Genomic DNA, 20,566 nt, shown 5'->3' with positions numbered 1-20,566 from the left:
GATCCGTCAGAAGGGCCCTAGGGGAAGCCGCCGCCTCAGGTCTCCGCCACCGCCGTCTTCGTCAGGGCGTCCGGTGGGGTCGTGTGGGGTGGGAGCAGATCGAGGACGGCCCGGCGGTGGGGTTCGGGGGTGGACTCGTCGTAGGGGTCCGGGGTGGTGGGGACCTGGAGGCGCAGGGTGGGGGCGGGGCCGAGGCGGGCGTAGCCGCGGCCCGGGGGGAAGTCCGGGGTGGGGGTGGTGGGGGGTGCGGTGCCCAGGACGGCTTCGACCTGGGCGGGTGAGGCAGGCCCCAGCACCACGCGCGCGCGGGTGTGCTGCCTCACCGCGTCCGTGAGCGCGTCCACATGGTCGAACTGCTCGGTGATCACCACGGTGACGTCGACCGCGCGGCCGTGCCGCAGGGGGACCTGGAGGAGGGACTGCGGGTCGCGCCGGCCGTCGGCCGCCGCGAGATGGGTCAGCACGCTCGGGCGGTCGAGGAGGAGCCAGAGGGGACGGCTGATGTCGTCCGGCGTGGAACGGCCCGCCTGGCGGGCGAGGTTCGTGGCGATGAGCCGGCGCTCGGTCTCCTGGGACGCCCACTCCAGGCTCGCCAGGGCCCCGGAGAGGCCGCTCTCCACGGCGAGGACCCCGTCACGGCCGGACAGACAGGCGTACTCGCCGCTGCCGCCGCCCTCGACGACGACCACGTCGCCGTGCTGGAGGGCCTGGAGGGCGATCGAGCGGAGCAGGGTCGTCGTACCGCTGCCCGGTTCGCCCACGGCCAGCAGATGCGGCTCGGTGGAGCGGACGCCGGTGCGCCAGACGACCGGCGGCACGTCGCGCTGCTCCTCTCCGTGGGACACGGGCAGGGTGCGCTGGACGTCGGCCGCGTCGGTGAAGCCGAGGACCGTCTCGCCCGGTGCCGTCACGAAGCGCTGGGCGGCGATGTCGGTGGCCAGCGGGGAGAGGACGGCGACGGTCAGTTCGTTGCCCTCCTCGTCCCAGGTGAAGCGGTACTCACGGCCGCGGCCCGCCTTGGTGTGCAGCAGGTGTTCGATGCGGGCGCGGGCCTCCGCCTCCCCGTCGGTGAAGTACGCGGGGTAGCGGATCAGCAGATGGCAGACGCGGCCGGTGCCGTCGAACGCGTAGGTGGGGAAGGCCTTGTCCCAGGCCCCGCCGTGCGCGTACAGGGGTTCGGGGTCCTCGGCGGCCGAGAAGTAGGGGACCAGGGCCTCGTAGAGGGACCGCAGGCGCTGGGTCTGGGACTCGTCGGGGCCGGTGGGCTCGGGGACGGCCCCGGCCCGGCCCGCCCAGGCTGCCGCCGCCATCAGGGCGATGACGGCGAGCAGCGGGCCGTACGGCACCAGGGTCACGACCAGGACGACCGAGGCCGCCAGGAAGAGCAGGGACCCGCGGCGGTCCTTCGGGGTCTCGGCCCATCTGCGGCGCCCGGCGGCGACCAGCCGGCGCAGTCCACGCGTGATCGTGATCAGCGGGTGGAGGACGTCGGTGGCGCCGTCGGCCGCGGTCCGGGCCAGCTCCCGGCTCCTGGCGAGGTGCGCGCCACCGGTGCTCAGAATGCGGGGGAGGGGGACCCGGGCCACGGCTGTCTCCTGAGGGTGTGTACGGATGGGGACGGGGTCAGAACTTGATCCCACCGAGGAGGCTCGCGAGGCTCTCGCCGCCCGCTGTGATGCTCGGGGCGATGCCCGTGCTGGCGAGGTAGAAGCCGAACAGCGTGACGACGATGCAGTGCGAGGCCTTCAGCCCGTCCTTGCGGAAGAACAGGAAGACGATGACGCCGAGCAGGACGACGCCTGAGATGTTCAGGATCATTTGGGCTCTCCTGGTTGATGGGGACAGTCACCATGAGTTCTTCCAAGGTCACAGGATGTATCCATACGATAAAAGGTGCGGATGGGTGAAATTTCGTGGATTTCACCCGAGTGGTGGCATCGGCGTTGGGCCGTCCGGGCTGGGCTGTTGCGCGCGACGGGACTCGGTGTGATCTTTGCCTCGGCTCTGTCCGCTGATGTGTGCGTCGAGCCAGTACTCTGGCGATTCACCCGTTCGGCTCGAAGTGCGTATGTGAGAGGTGGTCCCGGCGATGACCGAAGCCCTCGACCCCGAGGTCGTGGAGCTGGCGACCAAGATCTTCGATCTGGCCCGCCGGGGCGAGACCGAGGCGCTCGTGGCGTACGTGGACGCGGGGGTTCCGGCCGACCTCACCAACGACCGCGGCGACTCGCTCGTGATGCTCGCCGCGTATCACGGTCACGCCGAGGCGGTGCGGGCGCTCCTGGCCCGCGGCGGCGAGGCGGACCGTGTCAACGACCGGGGCCAGACTCCCCTCGCCGGGGCGGTTTTCAAGGGTGAGGAGGGCGTCATCCGCGTCCTTCTGGAGGGCGGGGCCGATCCGGTCGCGGGCACTCCGAACGCGGTTGACACCGCACGGATGTTCGGTAAGACAGAACTGCTCGAACTGTTCGCAGCGCACTGATCCATATGTTCTGACCAGCAGAAACACGAAAGACGGGGGAGGCGGTACGGGGCCGCCGGATATTTCGGTCGCGGCAGGAAGAACCGCCGGGTCATCATGACGTCGTGATTCACGGACATGATGGCTGGGCAGGTGTTGCCGCACCGCGTGGGCCGTGACGCGGTCCGCATGGGCCACCGACGAGAGGCAGAGGAAGATGGTCTACAGCAAGCAAGAGACGGCGGGCGCCCCGACGTGTTGTCACGCGGCCTGGTGAAGCAAGAACCCCGGTTGCGTCGACGCTTGATGTGAGGCTGTTTCCCATGTTCGAACCGGTCATAGCGCCCAGCGGTACGCTGCTCGGCCTGCTGCAGCGGGGCCGCGGCGACGGCACCCTGCACGCGCTCACCGCCCCGCGGGCCGAGGCGCTCGCGGCACTCAACCACTGTGTGCTGAGCGACCCCCGCCACGACTGGCAGGTGGAGAACCGCTCCCTGTACTACGCCCGTCTCTACCTCGACCTCAGCGGCGAGCTGGACGAGATCGAGCGGCACCTCTTCGACGCCGAGGACGTGCTCGACACCTGCGAGTCACGCACCGGACTCGCCCTCGCGGTCCTCGGGCACCTCGCCTCCTACGGCAGGCGGGACGCGCTCGAACTGCTGCGCAGGTACGCCGCCGTGGGCACCAGCTGGGCCTGGGCCCTGGACGAGCTGGCCCTCCGGGACGACGACGAAGGGCTGCGCGCCCTCGCCGAGCCCGTCCTGGGCCGCTTCACCACCGATCCGGAGGGCGAGGCCGAGCTGGCCGCCGCCGTCCGTGACGCCTTCGAGCCCCGGCCCTGGCGGCTGTGGGCCGACGATCCCCGCGAAGCCGTCGCCACCCGGGTGCGCGCCGCCCAGGAGACCGGCTGCTTCGACCGCTGGCAGCGGCAGATGCGACCCAGCGGGCCCCGCCCGGGGTGGAGCGTCAAGGCCGTGTTCGAGTGGGCCCAGCAGGGCATCGAACGCGGAGCCGTCCTCCATGTGCCGGCCGCCCGCTGTCTCACCGCCGTCGCCGGCCCCGAGGACCGGCCCGAGATCCTCGCCGCCGCCCGGTCCGGGGACGACGGCGCCCGCTGTACCGCCCTGCGCTACCTCGCCGACGGCAACGATCCCGACGCCCTCGGACTCATCGAGGGCGCCGTGACCGACGGGACGACGATGGTCGTGGAGGCCGCCGTCGATGCCTTCGAACGGATGCGCAGCATGGCCGCCGTCGACCGCGCCCGCGGCTGGGTCCACCGGCCCGATCCCCTGGGCGCCGCCGCCGGGCGCATGCTGGCCTGTCTCGGCGGGGCCAAGGACAGCGATCTGGTGCTGGGCGCGCTGCGGGAGGCCGTACGCGGCGAGGGACCCGACGCGCCGACCCTGTGGACGCTCGTCGACGGCACCGGCCGGCTCGGCATCGTCTGCGCCGCGCCCGTCCTGCGCCATATCTACCGCGAGACCGCCTCCTCCCATCTGCGTGGCCGCGCCGCCCGCGCGCTCGCGGCCACCGACCCCTCGTTCCCGGCCGGCTTCGCCGTCGAGTGCCTCTGGGACTGCGAGGAGACCACCCGGGAGATCGCCGCCCGGCACGCCGAGACGGGTGACGCGCGCGTGGTCGACCAACTCCGCCGACTGGCCGCCGACCCGGCCGAGGAGGCCGAGGTCCAGACAGCCGTACGCAGCCGGATCGGTCCTGACATGCCCGCAGTGTGAACATCGGGTGACTCGGACCTCAGGAGGGCATGGACGTGGTCTGACCTGGACATGTGTGCAGCGCAACGCTCATGGGACGTTTTCCGACCGGAAAGATCCACGTTGACGCGGCCACGTCCAGCCCGACGACAACACGGGTATGCGTGTCGTCATAGTGACCGAGTCCTTTCCCCCCGATGTGAACGGCGTGGCCCACTGCGCCCTGCAGACCGCGCGCCACCTTGTCGCGCGGGGGCACGCCCCGCTCGTCGTGGCCCCGGCCACCGCCCAGGGAACCGGAGCCGGAGCCGATCTCCAGGCGCCGTGCCCCGTCGTCCGCGTCCCCTCCCTCCCGCTCCCCGGCTACCCCCAGGTCAGGGTCGCCCTGCCCAGCCGCCGGGTCGCCGCGGCGATCGTCGAGCACCGCGCCGACATCGTCCACCTGGCCAGCCCCTTCGTCCTCGGAGTGCGCGGCATGGCGGCCGCCGCCCGCCTCGGTGTCCCCGCCGTCGCCATCTACCAGACCGACCTCGCCGGGTACGCCCGCACCTACGTCCACGCCGGTGAGGCGGCGGCCTGGCGGCGCATCCGCTCCGTGCACGCCGCCGCCGACCGCACCCTCGCCCCGTCCAGCGCGGCCCTGCGCGACCTGGAGGCACACGGTGTGCCCCGGGTCAGCCTGTGGCCGCGCGGCGTCGACACGGTCCGCTTCCGCCCCGAGCTGAGGGACGAGGCACTGCGCCGCGAGCTGGCACCGAACGGCGAGGTGATCGTCGGCTACGTCGGCCGCCTCGCCCCCGAGAAGCAGATCGAACTGCTCGCCGGGGTCTGCGGCCTGGACGGCGTGAAGGTCGTCGTCGTGGGCGACGGGCCCAGCGAGCCCGGACTGCGCGAGGCCCTGCCCGGGGCCGTCTTCCTCGGCCGCCGCACCGGCGACGACCTCGCCCGGATCTTCGCCTCGTTCGACGTCTTCGCCCACACCGGCCCCTTCGAGACCTTCTGCCAGACCGTGCAGGAGGCCATGGCCAGCGGGGTGCCCGTCGTGGCGCCCGCCGCCGGCGGCCCGCTGGACCTCGTCGCCCACGGACGCACCGGGCTCCTGGTCCCGCCGCGCGACGCGAGCGCCGTACGCGACGCCGTGGGGGCGCTGGCCGCCGATCCGGCGCTGCGGGCCGCCTACGGGGCCGCCGGACGGGCCATGGTCGAGGGCCGCACCTGGGCCGCCGTCGGCGATCAGCTCATCGGGCACTACGCCGATGTGCTGACCACGCGGACGGTGGTGGCCGCATGACCGCGACCGCGACACCGAGGTTGCGGATCGTACGGCTCGCCAACTTCGTCGCCCCCTCCTCGGGCGGTCTGCGGACCGCGCTGCGGGAACTGGGCAAGGGGTTCGAGGCGGCCGGGCACGAGGCCGTGCTCGTCGTCCCCGGCGAGCGGTACACCGACAGCGCGACCGAACAGGGGCGGGTCGTCACCCTGCCCGGACCGCTGCTGCCCGGGACCGGTGGCTACCGGGTCCTGGTGGACAGGCGGCGGGTGGCCGGCCTGCTGGAGTCGCTGGCGCCCGACCGGCTGGAGGTCTCCGACCGGACCACACTGCGCTGGACGGGGAAGTGGGCCCGGCGGGCCCGGGTGCGCGCGGTGATGGTCTCGCACGAGACCGCCGACGGCGTGCTGCGGACCTGGGGCCTCTCCGAGTCCATGGCCCGCAGGACGTCCGACGCCCTCAACGTCCGTACGGCCCACACCTACGCGAAGGTGGTGTGCACCACCGAGTTCGCCGAACGGGAGTTCGTGCGGATCGGTGCCCGGAACGTCGTCCGGGCACCGCTGGGCGTCGACCTCGTGGGACGCCACCCCGAGCTGCGGGACAAGGCGCTGCGCGAGTGGTACGCGCGCGAGGACGAAGTGCTGCTGGTGATGTGCTCCCGGCTGTCGGTGGAGAAACGGCCCGGCACGGCCGTCGACGCGCTGGAGGCGCTGGTACGGCGCGGGCGGCGGGCCGTGCTGGTCGTCGCCGGGGACGGACCGCTGCGCGGCAGGCTCGAACAGCGGGCCAAGGGGCTGCCGGTCACCTTCCTCGGACATGTCGGCGACCGCGCCATGCTGGGTGCCCTCCAGGCCTCCGCCGATGTGGCGCTGGCCCCCGGACCCGCTGAGACGTTCGGGCTGGCGGCTCTGGAGGCGATGGCCTGCGGTACGCCCGTGGTGGCCAGCTCCTCGTCCGCGCTGCCCGAGGTCATCGGGTCGGCCGGCGCGACGGCGGCGGACAGCGGGGAGGCCTTCGCGGACGCCGTCGAACTGCTGCTGGACCTGCCCGGGGACGACCGCCGGGAGGCGGCACGCGCGCGTGCCGAGTGCTTCGGCTGGCAGACCGCGGTGGACGCCTTCCTCGCCGCGCACGACGCGACCGTCGGGCACACGGTGAGGGAGGGCGTGGGATGAGAGCCCTGCGGTTCGTGGCCCTCGGCGACTCCCTCACCGAGGGCGTGGGCGACCGGGTCGACGGCGGCGGATGGCGAGGTTGGGCCGCGCTGCTCGCCGACGGGCTCGGGGCGGGTGCGGTGCCGGACGCGGGGCGGGGCGCGCGGTGGGACGTGGGGCCGGATGTCGAGTTCACCAACCTGGCCGTCAGCGGCTCCCAGACGCGTGACGTGCTGGACCGGCAGCTGTCCGCCGCGCTCGCGCTCCGGCCGGACATCGCCTCCGTCGTCATCGGCGTCAACGACACCCTGCGCTGCACCTTCGACATCCACGCCGTCGCCGCCCGCCTCGACGAGATCTACGGGGCCTTCCGGGAACACGGCACGGTCCTGCTGACCGCCTGTCTGCCCGACCCCGGGGCGATGCTCGGCCTGCCCGGGGCGCTCGCCCGGCCCCTCGCCCGGCGGCAACGGGCCGTCAACACCGTGGTGCACGCCCTGTCCGAGCGCCATGGGGCCGTGCATCTGCACGCCTCGGAGGGCGCCTGGCTGACGGACCGCGCGATGTGGAGCGCGGACCGGCTGCACCCCGGCGAGCGGGGGCACCGGCAGCTCGCCCTCCGCTTCCACGCCCTGCTCACGGAGGCCGGGATCGCCACGGGCCCCGCGCCGTCCGCCGAGCCCGGACGCGCGGCGCCCACGCGCGGTGCCGGCGTCTGGTGGCTGGCCACCGCCGGGACGGGCTGGGTGGCCCGGCGCTGCACCGACCTGCTCCCGCAGCTCCTCACCCTCGCCGCCGCCGAGGTGCGCCACAAGGCGCGCGGCACCAGCGCCCGGCTCGACCTGTCCGCCTCCCACGCGGTGGCGGCGGCCCTGGCGGCGCTGTCCGTCCCCGAGCAGCGGCCGGAGGTGGTGTGAGACGGCGGCGGAACGGCTCCGGTCAGCGGCGGTGTCGTACGACGACGAACCGCACCGGTGTGCCCGGGGCGGCCTGCGCGGCGCCGGGCAGGTCCGCGGGGTGGACCACCGCGATCACCGGATAGCCGCCGGTGGTGGGGTGGTCGGCGAGGAAGACGACCGGGCGGCCGTCCGGCGGCACCTGGACGGCACCCAGCACCATGCCCTCGCTCGGGAGTTCGCCCGCCCGGGAACGCTCCAGGGCGGGCCCCTCCGTACGCAGCCCGATGCGGTTGCTCGCCGAGGAGACGGCGTAGGGGCGCCTGGTGAGGGTGTCCAGCGCCGCGTCCGTGAACCAGTCGTCCCGGGGGCCCAGGGTGAGCCGCAGCACCAGCTCCGAGGGCGGTGCCGGGTGCGGGACGACGTCCACGCGCGCGGGGAGCCCGGCCGGGCGGCCGAGCGGGAGCACCGTGCCGTCCGTGAGGGGTGGGGGGCCGAGCCCCGACAGCAGGTCGGTGGAGCGGCTGCCGAGCACCGGTTCCACGGTCACCCCGCCGGAGAAGGCCACATAGCCGCGCACGCCGGAGCGGGCCGCGCCCACGTCCAGGAGCGCCCCGCCGGGCACCCTCACCGGTGCCCCCCAGGCCGCCGGGCGGCCGTCCACGGTGACCGGGCAGGGGGCGCCCCCGACCGCCACGGTGACCGTCGAACGGGGCCGGACCGAGCAGCCGTTGAGGGTGGTCTCCAGGAGGGCCGCCCGCGGCGGGTTGCCCACCAGACGATTGGTCAGATCCGCCGCCGGCAGGTCCAGCGCTCCCGAGCGCGGTACGCCCAGATGGGCATGACCGGGGCGGCCCCGGTCCTGGACGGTGGTCAGGGCTCCGGCGCGCACCACCACGAGGGCACGGTCCGTCACAGGGTCTCCAGGGGCTTGAAGCGGACCCGGGTGCCCGGCGCCAGCAGAGCGGCCGGCACGCGCGCGTGGTCCCACAGCACGGCGTCGGTCGTACCGATCAGCTGCCAGCCGCCCGGGGAGGAGCGCGGGTACACCCCGGTGTACGGGCCGGCCAGGGCGACCGAACCCGCCGGGACGGCCGTGCGCGGGGTCGCCCGGCGCGGGACCTCGCGGGGCAGTCCGGTGAGGTAGCCGAAGCCGGGGGCGAAGCCGCAGAAGGCCACGCGGTACTCGGCCGCCGCGTGGATCCGGGCCACCTCCGCCTCCTCGACACCCCAGTGGGCGGCGACGTCCGGCAGATCGGGGCCGTCGTACCGTACGGCGATCTCGACGACGTCCTCCGCGCGCGGGGGGACGGGCGGGATGTCCCAGTGGGCGAGGCGCTCGGCGAGACGGGACGGGGCGTCCAGGCCGTCCAGCAGGACCGTACGGGCGGCGGGGACGATCTCGGCCGCCGCCAGCTCGCCCGTCGCACGGCGGCGCAGCAGCTCGGCGTGCAGGGCCTCGGCCTCCTCGCCCGTGCCCACCTCGATCAGCAGGGCGCGGTCGCCGACCGGCAGCGCCCTCATGAGAACGCCTCCACGCGCACACCCGCCGCCGTCAGCGCGGTCCGCACCCGCCGGGCCAGCTCCACCGCGCCCGGGGTGTCGCCGTGCAGGCAGAGGGAGCGGGCCCGGACGGGGATACGGGCGCCGGAGCGGGCCGTGACCACACCGTCGCCGGCGAGACCCACCGAGCGGGCCACCACCGCCTCGGCGTCCGTGATCACGGCACCCTCCTGGCCGCGCGGCACCAGCGTGCCCCCGTCCGTGTAGGCGCGGTCCGCGAACGCCTCGGTGACGGCGGGCAGCCCGGCCCTCGCGGCCGCCGCGAGGAAGCGCGAGCCGGGCAGGCCGAGGACGGGGAGCGTCGCGTCGGCGAGGAGCACGCCGTCCACCACCGCCGCCGCCTGTTCCTCGTCGTGCACGACCCGGTTGTAGAGCGCGCCGTGCGGTTTCACGTACGACACGCGCGTGCCCGCGGCGCGGGCGAAGACCTCCAGGGCACCGATCTGGTACGCCACCTCGGCCGCCAGTTCGGCGGGCGGCACGTCCATCGCGCGCCGCCCGAAGCCCGCCAGGTCGCGGTAGGAGACCTGGGCCCCGATCCGTACCCCGCGCCCGGCCGCCAGCTCGCAGACGCGCCGCATGGTGGCCGGGTCCCCGGCGTGGAAGCCACAGGCCACGTTGGCGCTGGTGACGACGGACAGCAGCCGCTCGTCGTCGGTCAGCGTCCAGCGGCCGAAGCCCTCGCCGAGGTCGGCGTTGAGATCGATGGAGCTCATGAATCCCATTCTCCTGCTTGTCGGTCTCGGTACGTGGCCCGAGCGGCGGTGTGTGCTCCCGCTCGTCAGAGCACGCGGTACTGCTCGTCGCGGGCGTCGGTCAGGAACATCCGGCCCGGGGCGTGGGTGATCGCGAACGGTGGGCGGGAGGCCGTCACCGCGGCCTGAGGTGTCACCCCGCAGGCCCAGAACACCGGGATGTCGTCCGGCTCGGCGGTCACCGGGTCGCCGAAGTCGGGGCGGGACAGGTCCGCGATGCCGAGGCCCGCCGACTCGCCGCAGTGCACCGGGCCGCCGTGCACGGCCGGGAGCAGAGCGCTCTCCCGGATCGCGGCGGCCAGCTGCCCGGGCGGCACCGGACGCATCGACACGACCATGGGGCCGCGCATCCGTCCGGCGGGACGGCACTGGCGGGTGGTGACGTACATCGAGACGTTGCGGCCCTGCTCGATGTGGCGCATCGGGACGCCCGCCTCGGTCAGCGCCCACTCGAAGGTGAAGCTGCACCCGATCAGGAACGACACCAGGTCCTCCCGCCAGACGTCCACCACGTCGGTCGGCTCGGCCGTCAACTCCCCGTGCTCCCACACCCGGTAGCGGGGCAGGTCGGTGCGCAGGTCCGCGCCCCGGGCGAGCGGGGTCGTCCACGCGCCGGCGTCCGTGACGTCGAGCACGGGACAGGGCTTGGGGTTGCGCTGGCAGAACAGCAGCATGTCGTAGGCCCAGTCGGCGGGCACCGCGATCAGGTTCGCCTGGGTGTGCCCGGCGGCGACCCCGGCGGTGGAGCCCGCGACCCCCGAACGGAAGCGGGCGCGGGCCTGTTCGGGGGTCCACGCGCGCGCGTGCGGGTCGACGAGGGTCACGGGGCGGTCGGACGGGGGCTCCTGCGGAGCGGGGTCGGTCGCAGGCTCGTGCGGGGTGCGGGCCGAGGGACGGCGGTCCCGCGTGGTCACGTCGTTCATACGAGTTCCTTTCCACGCGTCTCCGGGAGGCCGAGCAGGGCCACCGCCGCCAGGCCGTAGCCGAGGGCGCCGAAGACCAGCGCGCCGCCCACGCCCCAGCTGTCGGCCAGGAAGCCCACTGTGGTGGGGAAGACGGCGCCCACCGCGCGCCCGGTGTTGTACGTGAAGCCCTGCCCGGTGCCCCGGACCGCCGACGGGTACAGCTCGCTCAGGAACGAGCCGAAACCGCTGAAGATCGCCGACATGCAGAACCCGAGCGGGAAGCCGAGCACGAGGAGGAGGGTGCCGGCGCCGCTCGGGATGTTCGCGTACGCCAGGATGCACAGCGCCGAGAGCACGGCGAAGAGCCAGATGTTCCGCCGGCGGCCCAGCCGGTCGGTGAGATAGCCACCGGTCAGATAGCCGATGAAGGCGCCGGAGATCAGGAACGTGAGGTAGCCGCCGGTGCCGACCACCGACAGCCCGCGCTCGGTCTTGAGATACGTGGGCACCCAGGTCGCCAGCGTGTAGTAGCCGCCCTGGACGCCCGTGGACAGCAGCACCGCGAAGACCGTGGTGCGCAGCAGACCCGGCGCGGTGGCCGTGCCCCGCCGGAAGATCGCGGCGAACGAGCCCCGTTCGGCGCTCCTCTCGCGCGCGGCGGCGGCCTGCGGGGCGTCCTCGACCGACCGGCGCACCCAGATCACGAGCAGCGCGGGCAGCGCGCCCGTCCAGAACATCACCCGCCAGGCCAGGTCGTCGTCGAGGAAGGAGAAGACCATCGTGTAGACGATCACGGCGAGTCCCCAGCCCACGGCCCAGGAACTCTGGATCGCGCCGAGCGTACGCCCCCGGTGCCTGGCGCTCGCGTACTCGGCGACCAGGATCGCGCCGACCGCCCACTCACCGCCGAAGCCCAGTCCCTGGAGGGCGCGGAAGACCAGCAGGGTCTCGTAGTTGGGCGCGAAGCCGCAGGCCACGGTGAACACCGCGTAGGTGATCACGGTGATCATCAGCGCCTTCACCCGGCCGATCCGGTCCGCGAGCACGCCCGCGGCGGCGCCGCCGATCGCCGAGACGACCAGGGTGACCGTGGTGAACAGCCCGGTCTGGCCGTTGTCCAGGCCGAAGTAGGCCGTGAGCGCGACCATGCTCAGCGGCAGGGTGAAGTAGTCGTACGAATCGAGGGCGTAGCCGCCGAACGCGCCGCCGAAGGCGCGCCGCCCGCGCGGACCGAGGGCGCGCAGCCAGCCGAACGGGCCGTCGTCGTCGGTGGGTTCGCCCGGGCCGGGCTTGGCGGTGGAGGCCGGGGCCTGGGAGGGAGGGGGCGTACTCATGGGCACCTCGTGAGGGGGGAGAGGGAGGGTGCGTGAGGACTGAGCCGTGCCGTGCGGGCGCCGGGATGTCATGGGGAGGGCGCCTGTCCAGCAAGGTAGAGGATCGTTGAACGATCCTTCAATACCCATGTTGTTTCGTTCTTGGGTCTGCGGTTGAATTCCGGGCATGGCCGCCGAACTGACCGGACTTGCCGACGACCGCGCGCTCCTGGGGCGCACCAGCACCGCCGAGCGGGTTTCGGACATCCTCCGGAGCCGGATCGCCGAGGGCTTCTTCCCGCCCGGGACACGGCTGTCCGAGGACAGCATCGGCGGCGCCCTCGGGGTCTCCCGCAACACCCTGCGCGAGGCGTTCCGCCTGCTCACCCATGAGCGGCTCCTCGTCCACGAACTCAACCGCGGTGTCTTCGTCCGGGTGCTGACCGTCGAGGACGTCGAGGACATCTACCGCACCCGCCGCCTCGTCGAGTGCGCCGTCGTCCGCGGGCTCGGGGCCCCGCCCTACGGCCTCGACGGGCTCGCCGAAGCCGTCGCCGAGGGGCAGCGGGAGGCCGGGGAAGGTGACTGGAAAGGCGTGTCCACGGCCAACATCCACTTCCACCGCGAACTCGTCGCCCTCGCCGGCAGCGCCCGCACCGACGAGCTGATGCGCAGCGTCTTCGCCGAACTCCGGCTGGCCTTCCACGTGGTGGACAATCCACGCAAGCTGTACGAGCCGTATCTGGCGCGAAATCTCCTCATCCTGCGCACGCTTGAGCGGGGCGAGCGGGACGAGGCCGAGCGCATGCTGGCGGAGTATCTCGACGACTCGCTGGAGAACCTGGTGGAGGTGTACGGGCGCCGCGTCGCCGACGTGATCTGAGGCCCGGCGCCGGTGGGAGGCTGGTCACACGCCGGTGAGACGCCGGTGGGGCTGCCGTACCCGGCCCCGCCCGGCGGAACGATTTGGGTCGTTGTCAGACCCAGGACCTAGTCTGTGCACCGTGACTTCACCCGTATCGACGGACAGTGTTCCGCCCCAGTTCAGCGCGGGGTCGCGCCCCGCGCCGGGCCCGGCCGCCGACGAGGGACTGGCGCGGCGGCTGCGCGCGCTCGCCTGCACCGCGCCGCTGCACGACCTCGACGCGCGCAAGGCGAACCTCGCGGGTGAGTACTCGGTGTACGGCATGGCCGAGGTCGCCCTCGCCGCCATCGACCTGGTCACACTGAACATGGACTTCGACACGGGCGCCGACCACGACCAGATCGTCGCCCGCCTCATCCCGCGCATCGCCGCCCAGGCCCCGCGGCGGCCCGTCGAGGAGCACGAGCGGGTGGCCCGCTGGGTCCTGGAGAACCTGATCAACGTCGGCAGTGTCGACCGCGGCTTCCGCGCCGTCTACGGGACCTTCGCGCCCGACGGCACCTATGTCCGCCGCGACTACGACTTCAAGCTGATCGAGGAGGTCCCCGGCTACGGGGGCGGTGTCTACCTCCGCACCACCGACGAGGCCGTCAACGTCCTGGTGGGCGCCCTGGACACCGATGTCACCAGCGCCCAGATCGCCGCCGAGGTCAAGCTGGAGGTCCTGATCAGCCGGGGCCGGCTCGCCGACGCCCAGCTCGCCGCGGAACAGGCGCGCTACCGCACCGTGCAGTACTCGGAGACGCTCAGGAAGGCCCTGGACGCGACCCGGCGCAATGTCCGCGCGGTCGACTGGCTCCAGGCCGTGCCCGACATGATCGCCGAGGCCCTCGACCACGTCGCCGACCGCTACCGCCACGAGAACGCGATCCTCACCAACATCCGCAAGGCCCGGGACGAGTCCGAGGAGCCCGAGCAGAAGCGGCGCGCCGCCGAGCTGGTCGACATCGTCAAGGACTGCATCCGGCGCCACACCCAGCTGCAGTCCCGGCTGCTGGAGGCCGGGCCCCTGTTCCGCGCCGAGCAGGACCGGCAGGCCTTCGCCACACCGATGACGACCTCCGGGATAGACCTGTACGGGCATCTCGTCGCGCCCCTGCTGCCGCTGCCCGTGGAACAGGCCCGGCGGGTCACCGACGCGTTCTTCGCCCGCGGGACCGGGCTGCGTACGCCCGGGTCCGTGCGGGTGGGGGACCTGGTCGAGCTGCTGTTCACACCGCCGGTGGAGCGGGAGCATCTCGGCGCGGAGATGCCGGAGCCGGATCTGATCGCCACACCCGACGACAGCCGGTTCAGCGAGGAGCAGCTGGCGGCGGCCAAGGTGCTGCTGGACCTGCCGGCGGACGCGCCCCGGCGATTGTCCGGGCTGTTGGCGGAGGCGCGGCGGTCCGACCCCGAACTGCCGTATCTGGTCGCCCTGCTGGCCGTGCACGCGGCGAGTCCGCCGGTCGGTACGGCGTATCGGCAGGGGGAGGGGAAGCTGCTGTTCTCCGTGGACGACGGGGTGGAGCTGGACGATCCCGAGTTCGGCGGGGCGGATCTGATCGTGGGGATGGCTCTGCTGGACTCGGCGGGGATGGCGGCGGACAGGGAGGCGGCGTGAACGCTCCGCTGGGAGAACCGGAAAACCGTCGGTCGTGTGTCGGGTGCGGGCTCGTCGTGGCTGGTCGCGCCCACGCGGCGGAGCCGCACGTGTCACCGCCCCGCGCCCCTGAAGGGGCGCTGCCGTACCCCCCTGGTTTCGATGTCGAGGAGTGCTTGTCGTGAGCGAGACCGTCGAGTGGAGTGAGCCGGAGACAGCCGCCGCTCCGGTGGCCGCTGCCCTCACTCCCGCCGATGCCGCCGACGCCGCCCGGCTCGTGGCCTTCGGGCTGCAGCCGAAGCTGCAGCCCGCCCGGGACCAGGAGTACGGGGAGCTGCTGCGGCGGTACCGGGAGGACCCCGGGTTCGCGCGGCTCGCCGATGCCGTCGCCGCTGGGCTGGGGCTGGTCGTGCTGGAGGTGTCACCGCGGGCCGGGATGGCGGTGACCGCGGCCGAGGACTCGGTGTTCGCGGTGCGGATGGGGGACTACGCGCGGCGGACGGCGGCGGACTCGGTGGACCGGTTCCTGCACGGACTGGCGCATCTCGCGGTGGCCGCGATGGCGTTTCCCCGGCCCGAGGACCTCGCGGACGACGGCTACATCGGCCGGGTGTCGGTCAACGGCGTCGACGCCTTCGTCCGGCAGGCCTGCCGGCGCCTGGAGGAACGGGCCGAGGAGCAGGGGGAGAACACCGACCCCGCGACCGACGCGCCGGGCCTGGAGTCGGCCTGGCGGATCTGGGCGAGACGCAGCTCCACCGGGGCCACCAAGGACGCGCGCCGGCTGGCCGGGTCCACCACCGGCATCATCGGCAAGGCGGTGGGCTTCCTGACCGACTCCGGGTTCCTGCAGCGCACCGGGGACGACGGCGGCGGTACGTATCGCACGACCGCGCGTTATCAGCTCCAGGTGCGGGACATGGCGGGCAGCGCCGCGATGGCCGAGCTGCTGGAGCTGGGCGTCGTGCCGGTCACCGACGGCTCGGCCTCGCTGCTGCCCGCCGAGGACTCCGACGACCTGGAGCTGGTGGCCGACGCGGGCCTGCCGTTCCATTCCTGACCGCCACGGCGGCCCCGGCTCCTGACCGCCACGCCAGCCCCGCCCGCCCGTACGCTCCCACGACCGTCTGAACCACGCGAACCACCCACACACCCCTGTCACCGCCCCGCACGAATCACCGACACGACCGCGAAAGTCCCCCGCCATGTACGAGCTGTCCCGGGTCCGCCTCTACTCCATCGGGCCGGCCGGTGCGCGTTACGCCGACACCGTGCTGGACCTCAGGGGTGTGGGCGCGTACGTGCCCGACCCCGCGCCTCAGCAGGCGGAGTTCTTCGAGGAGGAGCCGACCGGGCCGCCGCGCAGGCCGGCCCCGGCGGGCGTGCTGTTCCTGGAGAACGGCGGCGGCAAGTCGGTGCTGCTCAAGCTGATCTTCTCGGTGATGCTGCCGGGCCACCGGAACACCCTGGGCGGCGCCAGCTCGGGTGTGCTGCGGAAGTTCCTGCTGGCCGACGACTGCGGGCATGTCGCCCTGGAGTGGCAGCACACGCTGACCGGCGAGTGCGTCGTCGTGGGCAAGGCGAGCGAATGGCGGGGGCGCCAGGTCTCGGGCGACCCGCGGAAGTTCGCCGAGGCCTGGTACTCCTTCCGGCCCGGCCCGGGACTGAGCCTCGACAACCTGCCCGTCGCCGAGGCCACCGCCGTACGGCCGCCCGTCGAGGGCGCGTCCGGCGCGCGGGGGCGGCGACGGACCATGAAGGGCTTCCGGGACGCCCTCACCGAGGCGGGCAAGGCGTATCCGCACCTCGAAGTGCACTGGGAGGAGATCCACGACCGCTGGAACGAGCACCTCACGGAACTGGGCCTCGACCCGGAGCTCTTCCGCTACCAGCGGGAGATGAACGCCGACGAGGGCGAGGCCGCCGGTCTCTTCGCGGTGAAGAAGGACTCCGACTTCACCGACCTGCTGCTGCGGGCCGTGACCGACACCCGTGACACGGACGGACTGGCCGACCTCGTGGGCGGGTTCGGGAACAAGCTCGGGCGGCGTGCCGAGCTGATCGCCGAGCGGGACTTCACGGCCGGGTCCGTGGACCTGCTGGGCCGGATCGTCGAGGCCGCCGAGGGCCGCGCGCGAGCCCGGGACATCCACGCGGGCGCCGAGCGGCGCACCCGCACCCTGGCCCGGCGGCTGACCGCGCGAGCCGCCCGGGAGCGGCTGCGGGGCACCGACCTCGCCCAGCGGGTCACCGCCGCCGCGTACGCGGTCACGCACTCCGAGGCCGCCCGCGACCGCAGCGCGCTGATCGCTGCCGAACTGGCCTACCGGCACGCCTCGCTGGCACTGGCCGCCGCCGAGAAGTCGGCCGCCGCGCAGAAGAGGGAGCTGGCCGACGCACGCACCCTGCACTCCGCCTGGCAGGCCGCCGAGGCCGTGCTCCGGCACCGGGCCGCCGGCGACCGTGTTGCGCGCGTCGCCGCCGCCATCCAGGAAGCCGAACGGGACGCCGCCCCCGCGCTCGCCGCCCGCGCCAAGGCCGCCGTCGACCTCGTCCGCGCCCTGGCCGCCGCCGCCGGGAGCGCCGAGGAACTGGCGAACGAGGGCGAGGAGAAGTCGGCCGCGCTGCAGGAGGTCGGCGAGGCCGCCCACCGTGACTCCACGGCCGCCGCCACCGAGGCACAGCGGGCCCGCAGCGAGATCGGGCATCTGAAGCAGCGGCTCGGCGAGGTCGAGCAGGAGACCGCCGAGGCCGTCCGCGCCGGCTGGCTCGACGACAGCGCGCCCGACGCGGACCCGGCCCGCGCCGCCCTCGCGGCCAGCGACGCCGAGAAGACGGCCGTCGCCGTCTGGGACACCGCCCGCGAGGCCTCCCGCCGTGCCTCCGAGCACGCCCGGGAGGCGGCCTTGGCCGAGTCTCGCGCGGAGCTGACGGCCGCCCGCGCGGCGGACGCGGCCGTCGCCGCCGAGCGCGCCCACGACGGGGAACGCCGTACGGCGGAGGGCCTGGCGGGGGAGGAGCGGCTCGCGGAGCTGCTGAGCCTGCCGGGCGCCTCCGGCAGGGCGGCGCCGGGCGGAGTGCCGGGACCCCGCCGAGGTGGGACAGCCGCCGACGGGGGAAGCGGTGCAGGCGAGGGCACGCGAGGGGCCTCCGACCTCGGTGCCGGACCAGGCGTCCCGGCCGTCCCGGGTGGATCGGGCGGCGCCGCTGCCCGGCGCGCCGCCGGAGCCGACGACGCCGCGCTCGATCTCGCCGACGGCCCTCTCACCCCCGAGGAACTGGACCGCTTCGCCGACGAACTGCGCGAACTGCTGGACGAGAACGTGTCGTCCGCCGAGCGGCACCTCTTCGAGCTGCGCACCGCCGCGGCCGACGACTCCCGCATCCTGGGCGCCCTCGGTGACGGCGGCCTGCTGCCGCCGGGCCCGGATGTCCTGGCGACCGTCGAGTTCCTCGGCGAGCACGGCATCCCGGCCCTCCCCGGCTGGCGCTACCTCGCCCAGGCCGTCGACCCCGCCGACCACGCGCGCGTCCTGGCCGCCCGCCCCGAGCTGGTCGACGGTGTGATCATCACCGACCCCGCCTCGCACACCCGGGCCCGAGAGGCGCTGAGCGACGCGGCACTGCTGCCCCGGTCCGCCGTGGCCGTCGGCACGGCCGCCGCACTGCTGGCACCGACACCGCCCGTGGACTCCGGCGACGGCGACGTGTTCCTCGTACCGCCGAACCCGGCCATGCACGACGAGCACGCCGCCGACGAGGAACGGCAGGCCCTGCGCGCCCGGGCAGGCGAGCGGGACGAGGAGATCCGGGAGCTGGCGGCCCGGCTCGGCAAGGACCGCGAGCTGGCGGCCCGGCTCTCCTCGTGGCGCACGGGATGCCCGGCGGGCAGGCTCACCGAACTGGCGGCCGACGCGCGGCAGACGCGCGCGTTCGCGGAGGAGGCCGAGGCGGATCTCGCGGAGGCGCGGACCGTACGGGCCGAGGCCGAGGAAGCGGCGGCCGAGGCGGCGCAGGTGCGGGACGAGCGGCAGGAGGCCGCGCAGAAGGCCCGCCGGGCGGCCGACGCCCTCGCCGGACTCGCCTTCCGGCTGCGCGAGCGCGCCGGCTGGCAGGTCAAGCTCCGTGAACTCGCCGACGACGCCACCGAGTCGGAGGCCCGTGCCCAGTCCTGTCTGGAGCGCGCCCGCGCCGCCGACGAGGACCGCCGGGCCACCCAGCGCGGCGCGGACGACGCCCGCCGCACGGCGCGTGCGCTGCGCGCCGAGCGCGCGGAGATCGCGGGCGCCCCCGACGACGTACCCGAGACGGACTCCGACGCGCCCAAGCAGCCTCTCGCGGCCCTCCGCGAGGCCTACCGCGCCGCCTCCCAGGTGTACGAGAAGGTCGGCGTCGGCGCCGATCTACGGGCCGAGCAGGCGCGGGCCGAGAGCGACGAGAGCGCCGCGATCGCCGAGCTGGACCGGCTGACCAACAAGGTCCGCAACCGCGCCGAGCAGCTCCTGCAGTCGCCCGACGGCTCCGACGGACCCTCCCGGCAGGCCGCCGCGGCCCGCGCCGAGGAACTCGTCCAGCTCCTCGAAACCCGGATGTCCACCGCGAGCGAGCAGCTGGGCCGGCTGCGCGGCGAGGCCGAGCGGCACGCGCCCGAGGACGGCGAGGCGCACACCGAGCTGCCCGAGGAGCTGCTGCCGCGCGACGCCGAGCACGCCCAGGCCCTGCTGCGCACGGCCACCACCGAACTCGCCTCCCGCGCAGAGGCGTTGACCCGGTCCCGCGAGGCCCACGCCGAGCTGCTGGCGTCCCACCGCGCCGCCGAGGACGCGGTCGGCGGCTTCGACGAGACCGCCGCCCTGCTCCGCGACCTCCTGCGCGACCACTCCACCGACGACGAGCCGGAAGCGCCCGAGCCCTACCCCGGTGACCTCGAAGAGGCCCGCAGAGCCGCCGCCGAGACCCGCCGCTCGCTGCGCGGCTGCGCCGCCGACCTCTCCGCCGCCGAGGCCGCCGTACGCGAGGCCGGCGACGTCCTCGTGCGGCACGCCAACTCCACCCGCTACGAGCAGGTCCGCACGCCCGCCCGTCAGCAGATCCGCGAGCTGCCCGCGGTCTCGCTGCCCGAGCACGCCCAGAAGTGGGCCGACGCCTTCGCGCCCCGGCTCCGGGTCCTCACCGACGAGCTGGCACAGCTGGAGCGCAACCGGGACTCGATCGTCGACCGGCTGCGGGGCCTGGTGGAATCCGCCCTGGCCACCCTCCGCTCCGCCCAGCGGCTCTCCCGGCTCCCCGAGGGCCTCGGGGAGTGGTCCGGCCAGGAGTTCCTGCGCATCCGCTTCGAGGAGCCCGACCAGGCCACCCTCACCGAGCGGCTCGGCGAGGTCGTGGACGAGGCGACCCGCGCGGCGGTGAAGAAGAACTCCGACATGCGCCGCGACGGCATGTCCCTGCTGCTCAGGGGCGTCGGCGCCGCGCTCCAGCCCAAGGGTGTCGCCGTGGAGATCCTCAAGCCGGACGCGGTGCTCAGGGCCGAGCGGGTTCCGGTCGGACAGATGGGCGACGTCTTCTCCGGCGGCCAGCTGCTCACCGCGGCCATCGCCCTGTACTGCACGATGGCCGCGCTCCGCAGCAACGACCGGGGAAGGGACAAGCACCGCCACGCCGGCACCCTGTTCCTCGACAACCCCATCGGCCGCGCCAACGCGACCTATCTGCTGGAGCTGCAGCGCGCGGTCTCCCACGCCCTGGGCGTCCAACTCCTCTACACCACGGGCCTGTTCGACACGACGGCCCTGGCGGAGTTCCCGCTCGTCATCCGCCTGCGCAACGACGCCGACCTGAGGGCGGGCCTCAAGTACATCAGCGTGGAGGAACACCTCCGCCCGGGACTGCCGCAGCAGCCCCGGGCGGGAGAGGCGGTACACACGGAGATCACGGCGACGAGGATGTACAAGAGGCCCACCACACCCGCGCCCTGAAGGGGCGCGGGGAACTGCGCGACCAGCCACAACGGACCCGCAG

16 protein-coding genes are annotated in these 20,566 nt (G+C 74.1%); 9 read left to right on the top strand and 7 right to left on the bottom strand.

The features are described from left to right. Positions 1-35: 35 nt before the first annotated feature. Together J8M51_RS11890 and J8M51_RS11885 are read right to left on the bottom strand one after the other, a co-directional pair. Positions 36-1,586, bottom strand: a complete 1,551-nt coding sequence (locus J8M51_RS11890) for a hypothetical protein (protein ID WP_267299153.1) — start codon at positions 1,584-1,586, stop codon at positions 36-38. A 37-nt stretch (positions 1,587-1,623) separates the two neighbouring features. Then, positions 1,624-1,818 carry a hypothetical protein gene (locus tag J8M51_RS11885; RefSeq protein WP_005485586.1) on the bottom strand — a complete coding sequence of 65 codons (195 nt, stop codon included), beginning with the start codon at positions 1,816-1,818 and terminating at the stop codon, positions 1,624-1,626. 271 nt (positions 1,819-2,089) lie between these two features. On the opposite strand from J8M51_RS11885, the gene J8M51_RS11880 reads away from it, so the two are divergent. The 5 genes from J8M51_RS11880 (at position 2,090) to J8M51_RS11860 (ending at position 7,526) form a co-directional block, all read left to right on the top strand. Beyond that, entirely contained in the window at positions 2,090-2,482 is a 393-nt protein-coding gene (locus J8M51_RS11880) for an ankyrin repeat domain-containing protein (RefSeq protein WP_086758973.1), read from the top strand. A 302-nt stretch (positions 2,483-2,784) separates the two neighbouring features. Continuing rightward, on the top strand, positions 2,785-4,203 hold the full coding sequence (locus J8M51_RS11875; RefSeq protein ID WP_086758971.1) for a HEAT repeat domain-containing protein: 1,419 nt from the start codon (positions 2,785-2,787) through the stop codon (positions 4,201-4,203). Between the two features lie 139 nt (positions 4,204-4,342). Next, positions 4,343-5,473 carry a glycosyltransferase family 4 protein gene (locus J8M51_RS11870; protein WP_216589053.1) on the top strand — a complete coding sequence of 377 codons (1,131 nt, stop codon included), beginning with the start codon at positions 4,343-4,345 and terminating at the stop codon, positions 5,471-5,473. Beyond that, positions 5,470-6,630, top strand: coding sequence for a glycosyltransferase (locus J8M51_RS11865; RefSeq protein ID WP_086761795.1), 1,161 nt, complete (start codon positions 5,470-5,472; stop codon positions 6,628-6,630). The genes J8M51_RS11870 and J8M51_RS11865 overlap by 4 nt, the downstream gene beginning before the upstream one ends. Further along, complete coding sequence (locus J8M51_RS11860) at positions 6,627-7,526, top strand: SGNH/GDSL hydrolase family protein (RefSeq protein ID WP_086761797.1); 900 nt, start codon at positions 6,627-6,629, stop codon at positions 7,524-7,526. Before J8M51_RS11865 ends, J8M51_RS11860 begins: the two co-directional genes overlap by 4 nt. Positions 7,527-7,548: 22 nt before the next feature. Here the strand turns inward: J8M51_RS11860 and J8M51_RS11855 are convergent, their stop codons facing one another. From J8M51_RS11855 to J8M51_RS11835, 5 genes are all read right to left on the bottom strand, one after another. Next, positions 7,549-8,421, bottom strand: coding sequence for a 5-oxoprolinase subunit C family protein (locus tag J8M51_RS11855; protein ID WP_086761799.1), 873 nt, complete (start codon positions 8,419-8,421; stop codon positions 7,549-7,551). Next, positions 8,418-9,029 (bottom strand): 5-oxoprolinase subunit B family protein, encoded by a 612-nt coding sequence (locus J8M51_RS11850; RefSeq protein WP_086761801.1) that lies wholly within the window; start codon positions 9,027-9,029, stop codon positions 8,418-8,420. Before J8M51_RS11850 ends, J8M51_RS11855 begins: the two co-directional genes overlap by 4 nt. Then, entirely contained in the window at positions 9,026-9,784 is a 759-nt protein-coding gene (locus J8M51_RS11845; protein WP_086761803.1) for a LamB/YcsF family protein, read from the bottom strand. The genes J8M51_RS11850 and J8M51_RS11845 overlap by 4 nt, the downstream gene beginning before the upstream one ends. Positions 9,785-9,849: 65 nt before the next feature. Next, positions 9,850-10,746 (bottom strand): putative hydro-lyase, encoded by an 897-nt coding sequence (locus J8M51_RS11840; RefSeq protein ID WP_086761805.1) that lies wholly within the window; start codon positions 10,744-10,746, stop codon positions 9,850-9,852. Further along, entirely contained in the window at positions 10,743-12,062 is a 1,320-nt protein-coding gene (locus J8M51_RS11835; protein WP_267299152.1) for an MFS transporter, read from the bottom strand. Before J8M51_RS11835 ends, J8M51_RS11840 begins: the two co-directional genes overlap by 4 nt. Positions 12,063-12,228: 166 nt before the next feature. Here J8M51_RS11835 and J8M51_RS11830 point away from each other — a divergent pair, with 166 nt between their 5' ends. The 4 genes from J8M51_RS11830 (at position 12,229) to J8M51_RS11815 (ending at position 20,523) form a co-directional block, all read left to right on the top strand. Continuing rightward, a complete protein-coding gene (locus J8M51_RS11830) occupies positions 12,229-12,924 on the top strand; it encodes a GntR family transcriptional regulator (protein WP_216589059.1) in 696 nt (231 codons plus the stop codon). 121 nt (positions 12,925-13,045) lie between these two features. Further along, complete coding sequence (locus tag J8M51_RS11825) at positions 13,046-14,569, top strand: hypothetical protein (RefSeq protein WP_086756610.1); 1,524 nt, start codon at positions 13,046-13,048, stop codon at positions 14,567-14,569. 160 nt (positions 14,570-14,729) lie between these two features. Next, entirely contained in the window at positions 14,730-15,608 is an 879-nt protein-coding gene (locus J8M51_RS11820; RefSeq protein ID WP_216589060.1) for a hypothetical protein, read from the top strand. A gap of 145 nt (positions 15,609-15,753) precedes the next feature. Beyond that, positions 15,754-20,523, top strand: a complete 4,770-nt coding sequence (locus J8M51_RS11815; RefSeq protein ID WP_086753880.1) for a hypothetical protein — start codon at positions 15,754-15,756, stop codon at positions 20,521-20,523. Positions 20,524-20,566: the final 43 nt, after the last annotated feature.

The organism is Streptomyces griseiscabiei (genome assembly GCF_020010925.1).
GTDB classification, from domain to species: Bacteria; Actinomycetota; Actinomycetes; order Streptomycetales; family Streptomycetaceae; genus Streptomyces; species Streptomyces griseiscabiei.
This window is presented reverse-complemented; position numbering and strand designations above follow the sequence as displayed.

What these genes read in the sequence shown, in the direction of transcription:
- J8M51_RS11885 (WP_005485586.1), bottom strand. Translation starts at nt 1,818, where the DNA reads ATGATCCTGAACATCTCAGGCGTCGTCCTGCTCGGCGTCATCGTCTTC.
- J8M51_RS11880 (WP_086758973.1), top strand. Translation starts at nt 2,090, where the DNA reads ATGACCGAAGCCCTCGACCCCGAGGTCGTGGAGCTGGCGACCAAGATC.
- J8M51_RS11875 (WP_086758971.1), top strand. Translation starts at nt 2,785, where the DNA reads ATGTTCGAACCGGTCATAGCGCCCAGCGGTACGCTGCTCGGCCTGCTG.
- J8M51_RS11870 (WP_216589053.1), top strand. Translation starts at nt 4,343, where the DNA reads ATGCGTGTCGTCATAGTGACCGAGTCCTTTCCCCCCGATGTGAACGGC.
- J8M51_RS11865 (WP_086761795.1), top strand. Translation starts at nt 5,470, where the DNA reads ATGACCGCGACCGCGACACCGAGGTTGCGGATCGTACGGCTCGCCAAC.
- J8M51_RS11860 (WP_086761797.1), top strand. Translation starts at nt 6,627, where the DNA reads ATGAGAGCCCTGCGGTTCGTGGCCCTCGGCGACTCCCTCACCGAGGGC.
- J8M51_RS11850 (WP_086761801.1), bottom strand. Translation starts at nt 9,029, where the DNA reads ATGAGGGCGCTGCCGGTCGGCGACCGCGCCCTGCTGATCGAGGTGGGC.
- J8M51_RS11845 (WP_086761803.1), bottom strand. Translation starts at nt 9,784, where the DNA reads ATGAGCTCCATCGATCTCAACGCCGACCTCGGCGAGGGCTTCGGCCGC.
- J8M51_RS11840 (WP_086761805.1), bottom strand. Translation starts at nt 10,746, where the DNA reads ATGAACGACGTGACCACGCGGGACCGCCGTCCCTCGGCCCGCACCCCG.
- J8M51_RS11835 (WP_267299152.1), bottom strand. Translation starts at nt 12,062, where the DNA reads ATGAGTACGCCCCCTCCCTCCCAGGCCCCGGCCTCCACCGCCAAGCCC.
- J8M51_RS11830 (WP_216589059.1), top strand. Translation starts at nt 12,229, where the DNA reads ATGGCCGCCGAACTGACCGGACTTGCCGACGACCGCGCGCTCCTGGGG.
- J8M51_RS11815 (WP_086753880.1), top strand. Translation starts at nt 15,754, where the DNA reads ATGTACGAGCTGTCCCGGGTCCGCCTCTACTCCATCGGGCCGGCCGGT.